At 63.8% G+C, this 18,431-nt stretch carries 18 protein-coding genes; 6 read left to right on the top strand and 12 right to left on the bottom strand.

Features of this window, described 5'->3' with window-relative positions; all coding sequences use genetic code 11:
* Positions 1-74 precede the first annotated feature (74 nt).
* The 3 genes from DRB19_RS13590 to DRB19_RS13580 form a co-directional block, all read right to left on the bottom strand.
* The gene (locus tag DRB19_RS13590; protein ID WP_114186565.1) at positions 75-965 is read right to left on the bottom strand and encodes a LysR family transcriptional regulator; all 891 of its coding nucleotides are present in this window, start codon (positions 963-965) and stop codon (positions 75-77) included.
* A gap of 109 nt (positions 966-1,074) precedes the next feature.
* Positions 1,075-2,037, bottom strand: a complete 963-nt coding sequence (gene trxB, locus DRB19_RS13585) for a thioredoxin-disulfide reductase (RefSeq protein WP_114186564.1) — start codon at positions 2,035-2,037, stop codon at positions 1,075-1,077.
* A complete protein-coding gene (locus tag DRB19_RS13580) occupies positions 2,037-3,047 on the bottom strand; it encodes a mitochondrial fission ELM1 family protein (protein ID WP_114186563.1) in 1,011 nt (336 codons plus the stop codon). Before DRB19_RS13580 ends, trxB begins: the two co-directional genes overlap by 1 nt.
* Before the next feature lie 115 nt (positions 3,048-3,162).
* Here DRB19_RS13580 and DRB19_RS13575 point away from each other — a divergent pair, with 115 nt between their 5' ends.
* Entirely contained in the window at positions 3,163-3,648 is a 486-nt protein-coding gene (locus DRB19_RS13575) for an Lrp/AsnC family transcriptional regulator (protein ID WP_114186562.1), read from the top strand.
* Positions 3,649-3,652: 4 nt separating this feature from the next.
* On the opposite strand, the gene DRB19_RS13570 is transcribed toward DRB19_RS13575, so the two are convergent.
* The 3 genes from DRB19_RS13570 to carB form a co-directional block, all read right to left on the bottom strand.
* Complete coding sequence (locus tag DRB19_RS13570; RefSeq protein ID WP_114186561.1) at positions 3,653-4,147, bottom strand: hypothetical protein; 495 nt, start codon at positions 4,145-4,147, stop codon at positions 3,653-3,655.
* 173 nt (positions 4,148-4,320) lie between these two features.
* On the bottom strand, positions 4,321-4,797 hold the full coding sequence (gene greA / locus DRB19_RS13565) for a transcription elongation factor GreA (RefSeq protein WP_114186619.1): 477 nt from the start codon (positions 4,795-4,797) through the stop codon (positions 4,321-4,323).
* Positions 4,798-4,901: 104 nt separating this feature from the next.
* Positions 4,902-8,372 carry a carbamoyl-phosphate synthase large subunit gene (gene carB / locus DRB19_RS13560; RefSeq protein ID WP_114186618.1) on the bottom strand — a complete coding sequence of 1,157 codons (3,471 nt, stop codon included), beginning with the start codon at positions 8,370-8,372 and terminating at the stop codon, positions 4,902-4,904.
* Here carB and DRB19_RS13555 point away from each other — a divergent pair.
* Both DRB19_RS13555 and DRB19_RS13550 read left to right on the top strand, forming a co-directional pair.
* Positions 8,353-8,952, top strand: coding sequence for a GtrA family protein (locus tag DRB19_RS13555; protein ID WP_308494301.1), 600 nt, complete (start codon positions 8,353-8,355; stop codon positions 8,950-8,952). The genes carB and DRB19_RS13555 overlap by 20 nt on opposite strands.
* 169 nt (positions 8,953-9,121) lie before the next feature.
* Positions 9,122-10,357, top strand: coding sequence for an MFS transporter (locus DRB19_RS13550; protein ID WP_174799970.1), 1,236 nt, complete (start codon positions 9,122-9,124; stop codon positions 10,355-10,357).
* Here the strand turns inward: DRB19_RS13550 and DRB19_RS13545 are convergent.
* The 4 genes from DRB19_RS13545 to carA all read right to left on the bottom strand — a co-directional run bounded on the left by DRB19_RS13545 (position 10,354) and on the right by carA (position 13,468).
* Positions 10,354-11,043: a class I SAM-dependent methyltransferase gene (locus DRB19_RS13545; RefSeq protein ID WP_114186560.1), complete on the bottom strand. Its 690-nt coding sequence runs from the start codon at positions 11,041-11,043 to the stop codon at positions 10,354-10,356. The genes DRB19_RS13550 and DRB19_RS13545 overlap by 4 nt on opposite strands.
* Positions 11,044-11,079: 36 nt before the next feature.
* Positions 11,080-11,631 (bottom strand): cupin domain-containing protein, encoded by a 552-nt coding sequence (locus tag DRB19_RS13540; RefSeq protein ID WP_114186559.1) that lies wholly within the window; start codon positions 11,629-11,631, stop codon positions 11,080-11,082.
* A gap of 75 nt (positions 11,632-11,706) precedes the next feature.
* Positions 11,707-12,081, bottom strand: a complete 375-nt coding sequence (locus DRB19_RS13535) for a hypothetical protein (RefSeq protein WP_114186558.1) — start codon at positions 12,079-12,081, stop codon at positions 11,707-11,709.
* Between the two features lie 184 nt (positions 12,082-12,265).
* Positions 12,266-13,468 (bottom strand): glutamine-hydrolyzing carbamoyl-phosphate synthase small subunit, encoded by a 1,203-nt coding sequence (carA, locus tag DRB19_RS13530; RefSeq protein WP_114186557.1) that lies wholly within the window; start codon positions 13,466-13,468, stop codon positions 12,266-12,268.
* A gap of 142 nt (positions 13,469-13,610) precedes the next feature.
* Here carA and DRB19_RS13525 point away from each other — a divergent pair, with 142 nt between their 5' ends.
* Together DRB19_RS13525 and DRB19_RS13520 are read left to right on the top strand one after the other, a co-directional pair.
* Positions 13,611-14,066 carry a GatB/YqeY domain-containing protein gene (locus tag DRB19_RS13525; protein WP_114186556.1) on the top strand — a complete coding sequence of 152 codons (456 nt, stop codon included), beginning with the start codon at positions 13,611-13,613 and terminating at the stop codon, positions 14,064-14,066.
* Between the two features lie 190 nt (positions 14,067-14,256).
* Positions 14,257-14,667, top strand: a complete 411-nt coding sequence (locus tag DRB19_RS13520) for a hypothetical protein (protein WP_114186555.1) — start codon at positions 14,257-14,259, stop codon at positions 14,665-14,667.
* A 45-nt stretch (positions 14,668-14,712) separates the two neighbouring features.
* Here the strand turns inward: DRB19_RS13520 and DRB19_RS13515 are convergent, their stop codons facing one another.
* Complete coding sequence (locus tag DRB19_RS13515) at positions 14,713-14,991, bottom strand: hypothetical protein (RefSeq protein WP_114186554.1); 279 nt, start codon at positions 14,989-14,991, stop codon at positions 14,713-14,715.
* Between the two features lie 117 nt (positions 14,992-15,108).
* Positions 15,109-15,396: a hypothetical protein gene (locus tag DRB19_RS13510; protein ID WP_114186553.1), complete on the bottom strand. Its 288-nt coding sequence runs from the start codon at positions 15,394-15,396 to the stop codon at positions 15,109-15,111.
* A gap of 1,044 nt (positions 15,397-16,440) precedes the next feature.
* Here DRB19_RS13510 and DRB19_RS13505 point away from each other — a divergent pair.
* On the top strand, positions 16,441-18,273 hold the full coding sequence (locus DRB19_RS13505) for a peroxidase family protein (protein WP_114186552.1): 1,833 nt from the start codon (positions 16,441-16,443) through the stop codon (positions 18,271-18,273).
* The last annotated feature ends 158 nt before the right edge of the window (positions 18,274-18,431 follow it).

Here is an 18,431-nt window from a genome sequence, read left to right as displayed (position 1 = left end):
CTTAGCGCATGCCTCGTGTCAAAAAGCCGACATGATCGGCGCGGCGGCAAAGCTTCGATAGCGGAGCGCCGGCGTCAGAACGTCCAGCGCTGGGCCTTGCTGATGAGAAAATCGCGGAAGGCCTGCACGCGGGCGACCGAGCGCATCTCCTCGGCATAGACGAGGTAACTGTCGAGGGAGGGCATCTCGACCTCGCGCAGGATCTGGCTCAGGTTCGGATTGCCTACGACGGCGTAATCGGGCAGCACCGCGATCCCGGCTCCGGTCTCGACCGCGATCTTCAGGGCCGTGATGTTGTTGACCACATAATGGTACTGGCGCGGCTCCCGGCCCTCGCGGCCTGCCGTGGAGAGCCAGTGCACCGCCATCAGATAAGACGGCTGGTCGCCGCCGAACGAGACGATCCGGTGATCGTCGAGCTCTTCCAGGGTCTTCGGCTCGCCGAAGCGCTTGAGATAGTCGTTCGACGCGTAGACGTGAAAGTGGACCGTGAAGAGACGCCGCTGGATCAGGTCCGGCTGGGCCGGACGGCGCAGGCGGATCGCCACGTCGGCCTCGCGCATGGCGAGATCCAGTTCCTCGTTGCTGAGAAGGAGTTGAACCCGCACGTCGGGGTAGATGTCCAGAAACTCGGCGATGCGCTGCGCGAGCCAGATCGACCCGAGGCCCACGGTGGTGGTCACCTTCAACTCGCCCGAGGGGCGCTCGCTCGTCTCCACCAGGCGGGCCTTGGTGGTCTCCAGCCGCATGCGCATGTCGCGCGCGGCCCGGAACAGGAGATCGCCCTGTTCGGTGAGGATCAGGCCTCTGGCATGGCGGTGGAAGAGAGGGGCCTTCAGCTCCCGTTCGAGGGCGCTGATCTGGCGGCTGACCGCCGACTGGCTCAGGCCCAGATCATCGCCGGCCCGCGTGAAGCTACCTGCCTCCGCGACCGTATAGAAAATCCGGATCTTGTCCCAGTCCACAGCAACCCCCTGCTGCCTCACCCTCTGAAGCGGGGCAGCTTATCTCTTATGAGACGAAGGTCGAACGCAATAGGAATTCGGCCCAAGGGTCAACCAAGTGTTTATAATTTCACTCGGCAGCCTGCTGGGCGGACTCCAGGGCAGCGAGATAGCGCTCTGTTTCCAAAGCCGCCATGCAGCCCATGCCGGCGGCCGTCACGGCCTGGCGGTATATGTCGTCCGCCACGTCTCCGGCGGCGAAAACGCCCGGGATATTGGTCTCGGTCGTGCCCGGCTTGGTGAGCAGATAGCCGCCGTGCTTCATGTCGAGCTGGCCTGCGAAGAGCTCGGTGGAGGGCTTGTGCCCGATGGCGATGAACACGCCGTCCGTCTTGAGTTCAGAGGCCTGTCCCGAAACGAGGTTCTTGAGCCGCACATGGGTGACGGAGGACGGGTTTTGGGATCCGCAGATCTCCTCCACGGCGGAATTCCACACCACCTCGACGTTGGGGTGCTTGAACAGGCGGTCCTGCAGGATGCGCTCGGCCCGGAAGGTATCCCGCCGATGGACCACGGTGACCTTCTTGGCGAGGTTGGCGAGGTACAGCGCCTCTTCCACGGCCGTGTTGCCGCCGCCCACCACCACGACCTCCTTGCCGCGGAAGAAGAAGCCGTCGCAGGTGGCGCAGGCCGAAACGCCGAAGCCCTGGAACAGGGCCTCCGAGGGCAGGCCGAGCCACTTGGCCTGAGCGCCGGTCGCAACGATGAGCGCATCGCAGGTATAGACCTCGCCGGAATCGCCCTCCAGGCGGAAGGGGCGCTGCTTCAGGTCGACCTTAGTGATGTGGTCGGAGATCATGTGAGTGCCCACATGCTCGGCCTGCAGCCGCATCTGCTCCATGAGCCAGGGTCCCTGGATCACGTCCGCAAAGCCCGGATAGTTCTCCACGTCCGTCGTGATCATGAGCTGACCACCGGGCTGGAAGCCGGAGATCATCACCGGTTCGAGCAGGGCGCGGGCGGCATAGATCGCCGCCGTGTAGCCGGCCGGCCCGGAGCCGATGATGATGAGCTTGGCGTGGGGGTGGGCCATCAAGAATTCTCCAGCGAAAAGGCCGCGTCCGGCAATCCGAGCGTACGGCGGTGGCGGGCCAAGCCTTCGGCTACGGCGCGCGCAATCTCAAACGTTGCATTTAAGGGCTGATAAGGCTGTCCCACAAGACGGCCCTCGAAAGGATGCACAATTCCCTGAGCCTTCAGGTCCTCTAGAAAGACCTTGAGCTTCCGGTGCCCACCCGTGGGCTCGAAGACGAGGATCGGGACGCCCGTGGCGGCGGCCTCGCCGATCATGTTGAAGGAATCGGCTGTCGCCACCACCGTGTCCGCCTGGGCGAGCAACGCAACATAGGGGTTCTCACCCGCGCCGTCCCAGAAGAAGCCGCCGTGGCGCGCGGCGAGTTCGACGAGGCCTTCCCGAAGACGCGAGGGAGTCCGGCGCGACGCCGTGATCATGAGCCCCGCACCGGTGCGGGACAGGGCGGTCAGGTGGTCCATGAACCGGGCGATATCCTGGCCCGTGAAGCGGTGATGGCGGCTGTCGCCGCCGACGAGCACCGCGACGCGGGGATGGGGCAGGGGCGCGAAGCGCACGTCCGGATGCGCTCTGGCGGCTGCCAGACTCTCGGGGGAAACCCGATGGGGCGGCGTGAGGGTCGTCAGGACGTTTGGTCCCCTCAGGCGGTCGTAGGACGGCGACCAAATGAAATCAGCGGTCGCAGGCCCGGTGCGGGGATCCTTGAGATAGACCGTGAACGTTCGCCCGCCGGAGGCGCTCTTCACGAAGCGAAGATACGGCACGGCCCGGCGGCCGGAGGCGATCAGGATGTCCGGGAAGGGCGGCGCGATGGGGCTATTATGGGCGCCCGGCCGCTCGCGAGGATCCACAGGGCCCCACGGCATGGCCCAGGCGAAGGGCGCGCTCGGGCGGACGCGGCGGATCTCCGGCGACAGATCCAGGGCTTCCGCGAGGCTCAGCGCCTGGAGTTCGTCGCCGGCCTTGCCGTCGCTGAGCACCCAGGAGGTTAAGCCGAGATTGCGCAACATTTGATCATCGAGCCTGTGGAATGCATGAAGTTCGTTGCGACTTAATTGCCCGCCCTTCTTGTGCAGACCCTCTACACGGTCTACTCAGCCGAGACGAGCCTTTACCGGAGTTAACGTGCGCGGACGCCTCGATTCCATAGACTGGGCCATCCTCAAGGAACTGCAGGCCGACGGCAGCATCACGAACGTGGAGTTGGCGCGGCGTGTCGGCCTGTCGGCGCCCCCATGCCTTCGCCGGGTGCGCGCCCTGGAGAGCGCCGGCATCATCAAGGCCTACCGGGCCATGCTCGACCCCAAGGGCCTGGGCTTCGAGATCGTGTGCTTCGCCATGGTCCAGCTCGATGTCCAGGGTAAGAAGGAACTCCAGGAATTCGAGCAGCGGATCAACGACTGGTCCATGGTGCGCGAATGCTGGACGCTCTCCGGCGACATCGATTTCATCATGAAATGCGTGGCCCCGAACCTAGCTGCCTTCCAGGGCCTCGTGTCGGAACTCACATCCCTTCCGAACGTCCGCAACGTCCGCACGGCCCTGACGCTCGATCTCATCAAGGACGAACCCCTGGTGCCAATCGAGGATGTGCCCGAGGCGGCGGTCTGACGATTTAAAGCCGACGCCGGAGCCAGCGGACGTAGTGCCGGGCGACCGCCGCCGTGCGGCCGGGCTCGTCCGGGTCGACGATGCTCCTGCTCACGTCCAGCACCGCGAGCTGCGGATGACGGGCCAGGACCACGCCTCTCGGACCCACGGCTAGGGCCTCGCCCTCGAGGGCATCGGTTCCGCTCCCGCCTCCACCCCGCCACCGGTCGCCGCCACCCCTGTCCGGGTTGGACGTCAGGACAAGGCTCGTCACGCGCAGCACGAAGCGCGGTCCGCGTGGGTCCGTCCGGTCGGCAAAGGAGCGCTGTAGCTCCTCAAGGGCAGCCACGCCGACGATGTCGGCGTAAGGCCCATGTCCTTTCGCCCTCAGCATCTCCACATCGACCGCGAAGGACGAGAAGGCCTGGGGGAACGCAGGGGCGGCGCCGAACTGCGCGAGGGCAGGGGTTGTCAGCCCTACAGCGGCTGCGGTCAGGAAATGGCGGCGGCTGAAGGGCATTCCAGTTCTCCCGTTTCGTCTCACCTTAAAGAAGTTGGGCTTGGCTGATCGACGTCAACGGGCGAGGTCATTTCAGGTCGTTATACACGTCCCGGACCGCGCAAAAGCAGCGCTAAAAAAGCGGGGACCGCCACATGCGATCCCCACACACTGCTCTCTGACAAGATTGCTCGTTACGCGCCGAACTGAACGCCCACGACTTCATAGGACTTGCCGCCACCGGGGGTGACGACCTCGACCGTGTCGCCGATGGTCTTGCCCATGAGGGCACGGGCGATGGGGGAGGAGACCGACACTCGGCCCGAGTGCACGTCCGCCTCCGGCTCGCCCACGATCTGGTAGGTCTTTTCCTCTTCCGTGTCCTCGTCCACGAGTTTCACGGTTGCGCCGAACTTGATCCGGTCACCAGAGAGCTTCGTGATGTCGATGATCTCGGCGCGGGAAATAAGGCTTTCCAGCTCAAGGATGCGGCCCTCGTTGAGGGATTGGGCTTCCTTAGCGGCATGATACTCGGCGTTTTCCGACAGGTCGCCAAGCGCGCGCGCTTCTGCGATCGCCTGGATGATCCGAGGGCGCTCAACCTGTTGACGATGCTTGAGTTCTTCCTCAAGCGCCGCGAAACCCTTGATCGTCAGAGGGACCTTGTCCATCATTCGTCTCGTTCAAAAAGAGGTACGAGGCCGCCGTTTCCGACGCCCTCGCATGTCAACGAAAACTTCTGTGAAGCTTCGCAGTTCCGATTGAGGCCTGCGCGTCAGGCAAAATAATCCTGAAGCGCCCGAACCTCGAGATCCCCGCCCAGATAGGCCTTGATGCCTTCGGCTGCGGCAATCGCACCTGCAAGAGTGGTGTAGTAAGGCACCTTATGCAAGAGGGCGGCCTGACGAAGGCTGCGGGAGTCCGACAGCGCTCCAGCGCCCTCGGTGGTGTTGAAAACGAGCTGGATATCGCCGTTTTTGATCGCGTCCACCACGTGCGGACGGCCCTCGAGCACCTTGTTGATCCGCGAAGCCTTGACGCCGTTCTCCTCAAGAAACTTTTGAGTACCCCCCGTCGCGACGATCTGGAAGCCAAGCCCTTCCAGCATCTGGACGGTTGGCAGTATGCGTGACTTGTCCGAGTCGCGCACCGAAACGAACAGGGTTCCGGTCTTTGGGACTTGGGTGCCCGAGCCGAGCTGGCTCTTGGCGAAAGCAACGCCGAAGCTCTTGTCGAGGCCGATCACCTCCCCGGTGGAGCGCATTTCCGGCCCGAGCAGCACATCGACGCCGGGGAAGCGCGCGAACGGGAACACGGCCTCCTTCACGCCGATATGCGGCAATTCCTTCGGGGTCAGGCCGAACTGAGCCAGATTCTCGCCGGCCATGATCCTGGCGGCAATCTTGGCCACCGGCTCGCCGATGACCTTGGCCACGAACGGCACGGTCCGCGAGGCCCGGGGATTGACCTCGAGCACGTAGATGTCACCGTTCTTGATGGCGTACTGGACGTTCATCAGGCCGCCCACGTCAAGGGCGAGCGCCAGCGCCTTGGTCTGACGCTCAAGTTCGGCAAGGATTTCCGGCGCGAGTGAGCGGGGCGGCAACGAACAAGCGGAGTCGCCCGAATGGATGCCCGCCTCCTCAATGTGCTCCATGATCCCCGCGATGAACACGTCCTTGCCGTCGGAGAGGCAGTCCACGTCCACCTCGATCGCGTCCGACAGGTAGCGGTCGAAGAGCAGCGGGTTCTGGCCAAGCACCGTGTTGATCTGGCCGGTCTTGTCATTGGGGTAGCGGGATTTCACGTCGGACGGGATCAGGCTCGGCAGGGTGCCGAGCAGGTAATCCTCGAACTGCGCCTCGTCGCGGATGATCGCCATGGCGCGGCCGCCCAGCACGTAGGAGGGGCGCACCACGAAAGGCAGGCCGAGATCGGCCGCGATCAGGCGGCTCTGCTCCACCGAATAGGCGATGCCATTCTTGGGCTGCTTCAGGTGCAGCTTGTCGAGCAGGCGCTTGAACCGGTCCCGATCCTCAGCGAGGTCGATGGCGTCCGGCGAGGTGCCGAGGATGCGCACATCCGCCTCTTCCAAGGCACGGGCGAGCTTGAGCGGGGTCTGGCCGCCAAACTGGACGATGACGCCGTGGAGCGTGCCCCTGGAGCGCTCGGTCTCGATGATTTCAAGCACGTCTTCCTGCGTCAGCGGCTCGAAATAGAGCCGGTCGGAGGTGTCGTAGTCGGTAGAGACCGTCTCCGGGTTGCAGTTGACCATGATGGTCTCGTAGCCTGCATCCTTGAGAGCGAAGCAGGCGTGACAGCAGCAATAGTCGAACTCGATGCCCTGACCAATCCGGTTCGGGCCGCCGCCCAGGATGATGACCTTCTTGGCCTCGGAGGGAGCTGCCTCGTCCGCAGCCTTGCCGGCAAACGGCGCCGCGTAGGTCGAGTACATGTAGGCCGTGGGCGAGGCGAACTCGGCCGCGCAGGTGTCGATGCGCTTGAAGACCGGGCGCACGTCCAGGGAGCGGCGAAGCGTACGCACCTCGGCCTCCGCCTTGGCCGTGAGCACCGCGAGGCGCGCATCGGAGAAGCCCATGGCCTTGAGGTGGCGGAACGCGCCCGGCGTCTGGGGCAGGCCATAGGCCTTCACCTTCGCTTCCAGATCGACGATGGCCTGGAGCTGCTCCAGGAACCAGCGGTCGATCTTGCAGCTCTCATAGACCTCGTCGTGGCTGATGCCGAGGCGCAGCGCCTGAGCCACCTTGAGCAGCCGGTCCGGGGTGGGCGTGCCCAGCGCCGCCTTGATGGCGTTTTTGTCGTCGCCCTTGCCGAGGCCCTCGATCTCGATCTCGTCGAGGCCCGTAAGGCCGGTCTCCAACGAGCGCAGCGCCTTCTGAAGGGATTCCGGCAGGGTGCGGCCGATGGCCATGGCCTCGCCCACCGACTTCATGGCCGTGGTGAGGGTCGGTTCGGAGCCGGGGAACTTCTCAAAGGCGAAGCGCGGGATCTTGGTGACCACGTAGTCGATGGTCGGCTCGAAGGAGGCGGGCGTCGCGCCGCCGGTGATGTCGTTGGCGATCTCGTCGAGGGTGTAGCCCACGGCGAGCTTGGCCGCGACCTTGGCGATGGGAAAGCCCGTGGCCTTGGAGGCGAGCGCCGAGGAGCGGGACACGCGCGGATTCATCTCGATCACGATCATGCGTCCGTTTTCGGGATTGACCGCGAACTGCACGTTCGAGCCGCCGGTCTCAACACCGATCTCGCGCAGAACCGCCAGGGAGGCGTCGCGCATGATCTGGTATTCCTTGTCGGTCAACGTCAGGGCGGGCGCGACCGTGATGGAATCGCCCGTGTGGACGCCCATGGGGTCGATGTTCTCGATGGAGCAGACGATGATGCAGTTATCCGCCTTGTCGCGGACGACCTCCATCTCGTACTCCTTCCAGCCGAGCACGCTTTCCTCGATCAGCACCTCGTTGGTGGGCGACGCATCAAGGCCGCGCTCGACGATATCCAGGAATTCGTCCCGGTTGTAGGCGATGCCGCCGCCCGTGCCGCCCATGGTGAAGGACGGACGAATGATGGCCGGCAAGCCCACGGCGGCGAGCGCCAGCAAGGCTTCGCCGAGAGCGTGCTCCTGATAACGCTTGCGGCGATCGTTCTCGCCCGCGTTCCACTTGATCTCGTAGGCGGCGATCATCCGCTTCTTGTCGCCCGGGTGGATGTCGAGCGCCTCCATGCGGGCGAGCTCGGCCAGATAGGCGTCCCGGTCGGCCTTCTTCAGGGCCGAGGCGTTGGCAAGCCGCGATTTCGGCGTGTCGAGGCCGATCTTGGTCATGGCTTCGCGGAAGAGCTGACGGTCCTCGGCCTTGTCGATGGCCTCCGCGGTCGCGCCGATCATCTCGACGCCGTACTTCTCGAGAACGCCCATCTTCTTGAGCGACAGGGCGCAGTTCAGCGCCGTCTGGCCGCCCATGGTGGGCAGAAGCGCATCGGGGCGCTCCTTCTCGATGATTTTGGCGACGATCTCCGGGGTGATCGGCTCCACGTAAGTGGCATCGGCGAGATCCGGATCGGTCATGATCGTCGCCGGGTTCGAGTTCACCAGGACGATCCGGTATCCCTCTTCCTTGAGCGCCTTGACGGCCTGCGTGCCCGAATAGTCGAACTCGCAGGCCTGCCCGATGATGATCGGACCGGCCCCGACGATGAGGATGGAGGAAATGTCTGTCCGCTTCGGCATATGGCCACCCAGGCGTGTCCAGCCGCGCGGCCGCATGATGCGGCGCTTCGAGCGCAGCTGGCGTGTGATCGGATTGAAGGTTGAGGGAGGCTCTTACACGCCCTGTACGCCGAAAGAAAGTGCCAAGGCGACGCTGCTCCACGATGAAATGGGTGACCGCGCCGCTTCAAACCGCTATCGAGGGCACGTGACCACTCATGCCCTACACCGTCTCTCCCGTCAGTTCGCCGCCTTCTCGGGGGTGGGCCTTGCGGCGGCCGTGGCCCATTACGGGATTCTGATCGGTCTTGTCGAAGGCAACTTGGCCTCGCCCGTCCCGGCGACCCTTGCCGGCTACATCGCCGGCGGGCTGGTGTCGTATGCCCTCAACCGCACGCACACCTATCGGAGCAGCCGCCCCCACCGAGAGGCCACCTGGCGTTTCGCCCTCGTGGCTCTGGTGGGTTTTCTGCTGACGTGGCTTTTCATGCATGCCTTCGTTGTCTGGCTTGCTGCGCCCTATCTCCCGGCTCAGCTGGTGACGACCGGAATCGTGATGCTGTGGAGCTTCCTGGCGCACAAGGCCTGGACATTTGCCTAGAACCTCCGCTTGCCCAGACGGCACATAGGTTCGTTCCAGGCTTTCATTGCAGGCCAGACCTGCGTTTCGTCGGGTCCCTCAAGTCTTTTTGCAGTGCAATATAACCGAGGGCCCGAGACGCCCAAGCGAAATTGCCGGGCAAAGTGAATTTGGGGGCTCCATGTCGGACATGACGATGGCAGAGGTCGATGGTGCGGTTCGGGTCGGGAAGACCGCCGTTCCACGCTCGCGCCTTGCGGTGGCCTTGATCGAGCTGGCACTGGCTGTCGGCAGTTTTGGAATCGGTACCGGCGAGTTCGCCATCATGGGCCTGTTGCCGAACCTGGCGCAGGAATTCGGCGTGACCACTCCCGAGGCCGGGTATGCCATCAGCGCCTATGCGCTTGGCGTGGTGGTCGGCGCTCCCATCATCGCGGTCCTTGCGGCAAAGCTCGCACGGCAGACCCTTCTGTTGATCCTGATGGCTGTCTTCGCCGTCGGAAATGTGGTCAGCGCCATTGCACCGAGCTTCGAATCCTTTGTGCTGGTGCGATTCCTGACCGGGTTGCCGCACGGGGCCTATTTCGGCGTGGCAGCGCTGGTCGCAGCCTCGCTGGTTCCCCCAAACAAGCGCACCCAGGCCGTTGCCCGGGTGATGTTGGGCCTCACGGTCGCAACTCTCATCGGCACTCCTGTCGCCACTTGGTTCGGCCAAGCTATGAGCTGGCGGATCGCCTTTGCGGCCGTAGGCGTCATGGGGGCGCTCACGGTTGCGCTGATCTGGCTGTTCCTGCCGAAGGACCGGGTGCAGGAGGGAGCAACTCCTCTGCGCGAGCTGGGCGCCTTCAAGCGAAAGCAGGTCTGGTTCACCCTTGGTATCGGGGCCGTGGGCTTCGGCGGCCTGTTCTCGGTTTTCTCCTACATCGCCTCGACCGCAACCCAAGTAGCCCACATACCCGAGAGCATTGTCCCGGTCATGATGGCCCTGTTCGGATCGGGAATGATCGTCGGCAATCTCGTCGGTGCATGGTTTGCCGACAAGGCGTTGATCGCCACCATCGCCGGAACGCTGGTTGGCAGCATCGTCGTCATGTCGGTACTCTCGCTCACCGCCGAGAACCCTTACATGCTCTCGGCCTGCGTATTTCTGGTAGGCTGTAGCGTCGCCATCGGGCCAGCCCTTCAGACACGCCTCATGGACGTTGCCGCGGATGCCCAGACCCTGGCGGCGGCCTTGAACCACTCCGCGTTCAATATCGCCAACGCCTTGGGCGCCTGGCTCGGCGGACTTGCGATCGCATCCGGCTACGGCTTCGCGTCGACGGGTTGGGTCGGAGCGCTTCTCGCGGTGGGCGGCCTCGTGGTCCTGGGCCTGTCGGTGGCGAGCGACCAGCGTCGCCTGCGGCTCGCCGTTTCCAACGGCTAGACCGGCCGCGCCACGAACGTCATGCGGGCCGGATTGTGCCCCATGTTGCGCTCCGCCCGTTCGGCCGCGAAGCCGGCATCATCCAGGATGTCGACGATCTCGTCGTCGCTGTACTGAGACAGCCCGATCTCCTCGCGGATCTTGCGGTATTCTGAAAAGGCCGTTCGCGCGAGGCCGAGCATCGCGGACTTCAGGAAGCCGCCTTTCCAGGCGAGCGACAGCAGGGCCCTCGCGTCCGTGAGTGGGCTTACGTCCGGTGGGATCACGTCCGCGATGACAAGCCTGCCGTCTGCCTTCAGCTTGGCGCGCCAGAGCTTCAGGAGGCTGCGCAGTTCCTCCAGCGAGAGATATTGCAGGAGAGAGTTCACGACGATCAGGTCGAGGGAGGCATCCGCCAGGGCCGATACCCCGTCCGGAGCTAGGACGGTGATCCGCTCGTTGCCGGCGAACCGCCCGTGGAGACGTTCGCGCACCACAGGCGCGGCATCACACAGGAAGAGGTGCCCGGATTGGGCCGCCACCCGATCGGCGAACAGGGCCTCGCCGCAGCCGTAATCGAGCACGGCCGCCCCGCGAGACGGGATGAAGCGGATGATGTCGTTGGCAACAAGCCGGTAATGCAGGAGCTTGTGCCGCTCGCCCGCATAAATCGGCGTGTCTTGGTTCCAGTAATCTCGCCAGTTCATGACGAGACCTCTTAGCCGAAGGTCACTGCCCCGTCATCACTCCCGGCCCCAGAGTTTCACCAAGGGCCCATCGGGCCCATCGACCGGGTCGGAGTCGGGCAGGGGGACCCGGGCGACGCGCCCGCGGGATTCGGCTATCACGTTCGGATCGTCGCGAAGCGTGTCCCAGTCCTGGCCGCCTGGATAGGCCCCAACCACCAGAAGGTCGTTGCTACCGTTGATAAGCGCGTGACCGACGCCGGCCGGGATCACCACTACGTCGCCGGTGGTGATCGCGACGAGTTCGCCGTCCTCCCCGCCGAAGCGCACGCTGCCGGAGCCCGAGGCGATGCCGAGCACCTCGTGGGCGTTCGGATGGTAGTGGTGATAGTCGTGGATGCCGTTGCGCCAGGAGTTGCTCCAGCCGTTATTCCGGAACAGGACCTCGAAGCTTTTGGCGGGGTCTTCCGGAGACGGGGTGATGGCGCGTCTTCGGACGATCAGCGGAAGGGTGTTATTGGGAATGAAACCGTTGTCCCGAAAGACATAGGTCTCAATCCCGTGTGAGGACTGAAAGGCGCCAGCGCCAGCTCCCGTGGGTCGTACCATGCGTTCCTCCATCCGGCTGGCGGAAGAACGCATCGCGCTACGGAAAGATCGACCTCAGCGGCCAGAATCCGGAGCTTACTGGCCGATCAGCATCGCCGCGACGGCGCGGTCGATGGAGAGATAGAACACCACGAAGGCAACGGCCCCGGCGATGCCGAACTCGACGGCCTGGTTCTTGAGAACCTGGAACCGGCGCAGGGTGTTGTGGCCGAAGACCGTCAGCAGCCACGCCATCGTCAAAACCACGGGCAGGACGAACAGGAACGACCAGGTGCTTTCCACCTGTCCCATGTAGGACGGGTCGATGAGCGGGCGGATGTTGCGGACCCAGGGAGCATAGAAGGCGGCATAGAGCGAGGTCAGCCAAGACACGCCGACGGCGATGCCGAGATGAAAGGTGAAAAGGTTGTGCAGGCGGCTGAATTCGCCGGAATCGTCATCAATCGTCATTGAGAAACCCCCAAGAACCAAGGCTTGATCGTGATTTTTTGTAGTTAATGAAGGGTTACCGTGATTTGGCCCGGATGGGCAATGTCCTGTTTGTCGCGGATTGTGAAATATTGTTCAGTAAGCTGTGGCTAACGTGGAGTTCAGGTCCGGCCAGGCATAGCCGCCCCGCCGGAGCCGGTTATTCTCACGCCTGGCGCTTGGCCTTCTGCTCCTCGATCAGCTTCACGAAGCGGTCGAAGAGGTAGTGGCTGTCCTGCGGGCCCGGCGAGGCCTCCGGGTGGTATTGCACCGAGAAGGCCGGGCGGTCGGTGAGCGCGATGCCGCAATTCGAGCCGTCGAAGAGCGACACGTGGGTTTCCACCGCGTTCGCGGGCAGGGTCTCCGGATCGACCGCGAAGCCGTGATTCATGGAGGTGATCTCGACCTTGCCGGTGGTCTGATCCTTTACCGGATGATTGGCCCCGTGATGGCCCTGGTGCATCTTCGTGGTCTTGGCTCCCACGGCCAGGCTCAGCATCTGGTGGCCGAGGCAGATGCCGAAGGTCGGGATCTGCTCCTCCAGCACCTTGCGGATGACCGGAACGGCGTATTCGCCGGTGGCCGCCGGGTCTCCGGGACCGTTGGACAGGAAAACCCCGTCCGGCTTGAGAGCCAAGACGTCCTCGGCCGTGGCGGTGGCCGGCAGAACCGTGACCTTGCAGCCGGCGCGGGCGAGCAGCCGCAGGATGTTGCGCTTCACCCCGTAGTCGATGGCGACCACGTGGTGCTTGGCCTCCCCCTGCTTGCCGTAGCCCTCGCCGAGGTTCCAGGTGGTCTCGTCCCAGTCGAAGCGCTGGCCGCTCGTCACCATGGGCACGAGGTCGAGGCCGTCCATGGACGGCAGGGCGGCGGCGCGGGCCTTGAGGGCCTCGAGGTCGAATGCGCCGTTCGGGTCGTGGGCGATGACCGCGTTGGGCATGCCCTTGTCGCGGATCAGCGCCGTGAGCGCCCGGGTGTCGATGCCGGTCAGCGCGATGATATCGCGGCTTTTAAGCCAGGCGTCGAGATGCCGGGAGGCGCGCCAGTTGGACGGGTCGGTGACGGCCGCCGCCAGAATGGCTCCGCGCACACCGGACGAGGAGGCGGCGTTGACGCTCTCCGTGTCCTCGTCGTTCGTGCCCACGTTGCCGATATGCGGGAACGTGAAGGTGATGATCTGGCCCGCATAGGACGGGTCGGTCAGGATTTCCTGGTAGCCGGTCATGGCCGTGTTGAAGCAGACTTCGCCGGTGGCTTCGCCGATCGCCCCGATGCCGAAGCCCTCCACCACCGTGCCGTCCTGGAGCACGAGAACGGCGGTTGCGCGCGGCTCCGTCCAGCCTCCCGCTGTGTCTTTGTCTTGCAGCATCGTCATGATCTCTTTAAGTCCGGGGCCAACGGGCGCGCTTGAGCGGGCAGCCTTGGGCCACCCTTGAACTGTGTCCTGTGACTTAAGGGGCCGGTGGCCGTCCGTCAACGCTCAAGCGCCTGCAAAGCAAAGGAGATGCGCCATGCGCGAACGTTTCACCACGGAGATGAAAGAGGCCATGAAGGCCGGCGACAAGCGCAGGCTCGGCACGATCCGGCTGATTCAGGCCGCCTTGAAGGACAAGGACATCGAGGCCCGCGGCGCCGGCAAGGGCCAGGCCACCGACGAGGAGATCCTCGCCCTGCTGCAGAAGATGATCAAGCAGCGCCAGGAATCGATCACCATGTACGATCAGGGCGGCCGCCCCGAGCTTGCCCAGCAGGAGCGGGAGGAGGCCGAGGTCATCTCCACCTTCCTGCCGAAGCAGATGGACGACGCCGAGGTGAATGCCGCTATTCAAGCTGCGATTGCCGAGACGGGAGCCGCCTCCATGAAGGACATGGGCAAGGTGGTGGCCGCGCTGCGGGGCAAGTATGCGGGCCGGATGGACTTCGGGAAAGCCAGCGGCCTCGTGAAGGAGATGCTGCCCAAGGGGTAGGCTCCCCGAAGGCTCGATCACGCGGAGGCGGGCATTCAGCCCGCCTTTTTCTTGGACCTTGCCCTGCCGGCTCCTTTGGAACCTAAACCCCGGCGTCCGGTTCACCCAGTGCCTTCTTCCACAACCCCAGACGCCGCTTCGAAGGGATGCTCCCGGGCATTCCCGTGACGTCGCAAGAACGGAGATCCGAATGCGGAAAACCCTGATCCTAGCAGTCGGACTGGCCCTCATCGGCACGTCGGCCTGGAGCCAGACCTCATCCCGCGACCGGGACGACGAGCCTCGCGGGCGCTGGCACGACGGTGCCGGACGGTGGGACCGAGACCGGGACGGCGACCGGGACCACGACCGGGGCGGGCGGCACGGCCGCGTCATGCGCGATGACGACGACGACGACAATGATCGTTCGGGACGCGGAGCGCGCTTTTTCCTGCGCAGCGGCGACACCCAGCTTCGCGTGGTCTGCGGCGACGAGGAATCCACCCGGGCCTGCGTGGACGCCGCCCTGAGCATGTTCGACCGGGTGCAGTCCCAGTCCCGCACCACGGGCTCGCCCACGTCGCCGTCTCCCGCGCCGGCCACGCCGCCGTCGCCCCAATAACGACGCAAGGGTGGCGGGACGTGTCTCGTCCGCCACCCGGTTCGTCTAGTCTTCGCACACCCGGTAGCGTCGGATGACCACGTCGCCGAAGCGGTTCACCTCACGGCGGCGCTCGTAATAACAGTCCTGGTCGCGGCCGCGCCAACGGGGGCCGCGATCCCAGTCCCGGTCCCGACCCCGATCCCAGCCGCGATCCCCGTCACGCCAGTCGCGGCCGCCGTCCCAATCCCGATCCATCCGGGGCTGCGCGGAAGCGCCGCCGGCAAGAGAGCCGGCCAGAAGGCATCCGGCAAGCACGATCGATAAACGCCCAACCTTGGTCATAGGCTTCCTCGCGTATTTTTTCAGGGAACACGGGATTCAACGGGCTCGGTCGGGCCTCGTTCCTGACGCGCCCCCCGATCCCGCCTCCGTGCCCCGGAGGCCTTCAGGCCCGGCGCGCTAGCGGCGCAGGGACGCGCGCAGCATCGCCCGCTGCTCGGTCCAGAGCTGGCGGTAATCGTGCATGTTATCGCGCAGCGCATCGGCGAAGAACTCGCGCTTCTCGAAAAAGCACGGCGGCCCATAGCCGCCCTGGCAGCTCCCCTCCCGGCGGCAGGCGCGACGGCGGCATTCGGGCGGCACCCGCAGCACGTCGGCCAGACGCCGCAAGGTGTCGTCGCAATCGGGCAGCTTGAAGAGAACGCGTTCGGTGCGGCTGGGGGTGCGGATCATGGATGGGTGGGTCATGAATGTCTCGGCAATGGCTTGGATGAAAGGAACGGTTTGAAAAAATCAGGCAGGCGTCTTCGGGCTCCGGGCCGAAACGGCCCGAGCCTTGAAGAGCAATCGAGGGTGGCGCGACGCGCGGTCCGGCTCGATGATGGTGGTGAGAAGCGATGAGCCGGACAGGCGCCTCGCGCACGGCTTTTTGAGGCGAGCAGGCGGCGATGGTTCAGGCGCTGCCCGGGACGGACGCCGCAGCTTAGGTGCGGACGGGTCCCGGACCAACCCCGATCCCACGGCTTGTGCCTGGGCCTCCCGCCAGACCGACCTGCGTGAGCCAGCCTGCGGGACCGTGCCCGATCCCACAGCCGCGACGCCTCGCGAGCGCGCCCCTCAGTGGATCAGACACCTCACCCATAGCCAAGCTTGGGAATGTTGTCAAGAACAAAAAGGGAACATTTAGTTTGAGAAGTAGAAGCGCAAGGATAGTTATTTAGAAACAAGCGCATGGCTGAGCAGAATTGAAAAGAGGTTGACCTTGTCCACCAGCGCCTTGATCGAAAGCTTCGGCGCATGGTCGAGTTCTTAAGTCAAATAATGCATACGCCCGCTCGGAAAGCTTGGCGGGTCGGATGAAAGCATGGGAAAGCATGATCTCTCCACGCCCCATACGCGTATCGGTGGGCGACTTGGAAATGGATGCCGCGAAAGCAGACGAGAAAGGCATATTTTGCATTCGGTTTTACGTTCGACCGAAATAATCTGCAGCGGTTTAAGTGACGCCTTGAGACAGATCTTCGCGAATGTGCAAATGAGCCAAATTCCATCATTTAGTAATATTAAACTATTGCCGCGTTGAGAGCGCGCATTCTTAGTACTAAGAATATGTTACTTCAGAAAATGTGTTTTTTAACCTATGTTATTAACAATATACTTATAATATATAAATAAATACTTTGACAAATACAATCCCATTTCTGACACTTCACGCGCAGATTGTTCCCACAATCGGGCAGTGATCTCAGGCGCCTCGGCAGCGATCTCCGGTCTCAATCTGAGGACTTAGCGATGACTGACAACGCGCAGGGATTTCGATCCATTGATGGTTCGGGTAACAATCGTGAGAGTTCCGGCTTAAATGCCCAGGGAACGGCGCTTATGCGCGTCGGCGACGCGCATTTTGCGGACGGCATCTTGCAGCTAGTCGATGGTCCGAATCCGCGTGCAATCAGCAACATCGTGGTCGGGGAAGGCGATGCGGCCGTGGCCAACACACAGGGCTTTTCCGGCATGATGTATGCCTGGGGCCAGTTTCTCGACCACGATCTCGATCTCACTGATCTCGACGGGGTAACCCGGATCGATGTGCCTGTGCCGGACGGGGACGCGGTGTTTCCGGATGGCTCAGTCATCCCGATGACCCGTGTGATCATTGACCCGCGAAGCGGGACCGCAATCGACAACCCGGCAATCGCCATCAACGCGGTAACCGGCTGGCTCGACGGCTCGCAGGTCTATGGCTCCACAAAGGCGGTGGCTGCCTCCTTGCGGCTACCAGACGGGCATATGAAGATATCCGAGGGCGATAACCTGCCCATCGTGAACGGCCAGTATGTGGCTGGCGATGCCCGCGCCGCCGAGAATCCGTCGCTCACGGCCTTGCAGGTTCTGTTCGTCCGCGAGCACAATTATCAGGTGGATCGCCTCGAGGTGGAGCACCCGCGTTGGAGCGGCGAGCGTCTCTACCAGGAGGCTCGCGCCATCGTCATCGCGGAACTGGCGAACATCACCTACCGGGAGTTCCTGCCAAAACTTCTCGGGGACGACGCCCTCGATGCTTATCGCGGTTACGATCCCCGGGTCGATCCGCGCATTTCCGCCGAATTCGCCGGGGCGGCGTATCGCTTCGGCCATTCCCTGGTGTCGGCGGAGACCGAGCGCATCGACAATAACGGTGCGTTGGTGGGCGAGGATTCAGCCCTGCGCAATACGTTCTTCATGCCGCCCGAGGCCTTTTCAGCCCATACCGGAGCGGATGGTTTCCTCCGCCACCTTCTCTCGGACGCGTCGCAGGCGATGGACGTCCGCATCGTCGAGGATCTGCGCAACTTTCTGTTCGACCCGCCTGTCGCCTTGGATCTCGCCTCGATCAACATCCAGCGCGGGCGCGACCTTGGGCTCGGCACCCTCAACCAGACCCGCGAGTCGCTTGGTCTCACGCCTTATGAAACCTTCGAGCAGATTACCGATGACGCAGGAACCGTCGCGGCCATGAAGGTGGCATTCGCGTCCGTCCAGGAGATCGACCTGTGGACAGGCGGCCTTGCGGAGAAGCACGCGCCCGGGGCCATGGTCGGAGAAACGTTTGGACTCATCATCGCCGACCAGCTTGAACGTCTGCGCGACGGCGACCGTTTCTATTTCGAGAATGCTCTCCGTCCAACGGCGGCCGACATGGTCAGGGGCACAACCTTAAGCGACATCATCGAGCGCAATACGAAGACTCCAGACCTGCAGGACGATGCCTTCATGTTCGCGGCGCGGCGCACCACACTTGAGCCGGGCGAGGTGGCCGAGCATCCCAATGCACCGCAACTCGTGATCGGCACCGCCGGCACTAACACGCTGGAGGGCGGCGCGAAGGACGACACCTTGGTGGCGGCGGCGGGCAGACAGACGCTCATCGGGCATGAAGGGGCGGACACTTTCCGATTTCATGGAGAGCGAACCCGCGCCACGATCACCGATTTCGAAACGGACGCCGACAAGTTGCAATTCGAGGGCGATGGCCGACCTGAAGCGGCCATTCACAATGGCCATACGGTGATCACATTCGGTGAGGCTACCGTTGTTCTGCGCGGCGTGCATCTTGGCGACAATTTAGGAGGGTACCTGATCTGAAGTTCAGGTCGCGCGATCTTGCATAGCAGAGCAGCCTTAAATCTCCGGTCGGCGCTGCCTTGAGCCAGGACAGGGCAAGCTTGATGCCATAAGTGGCTGGACCGGGCTTTCTCTGGTCGTCCGGCCCGCCAGCATCCCGTTCATCAAGGCTGCTCCTG

It is taken from the genome of Microvirga aerophila, assembly GCF_003332305.1.
Lineage (GTDB): Bacteria > Pseudomonadota > Alphaproteobacteria > Rhizobiales > Beijerinckiaceae > Microvirga > Microvirga aerophila.
Note: the sequence above shows the minus strand (reverse complement) of the source record. Positions and strands in the feature narration are given on the sequence as shown.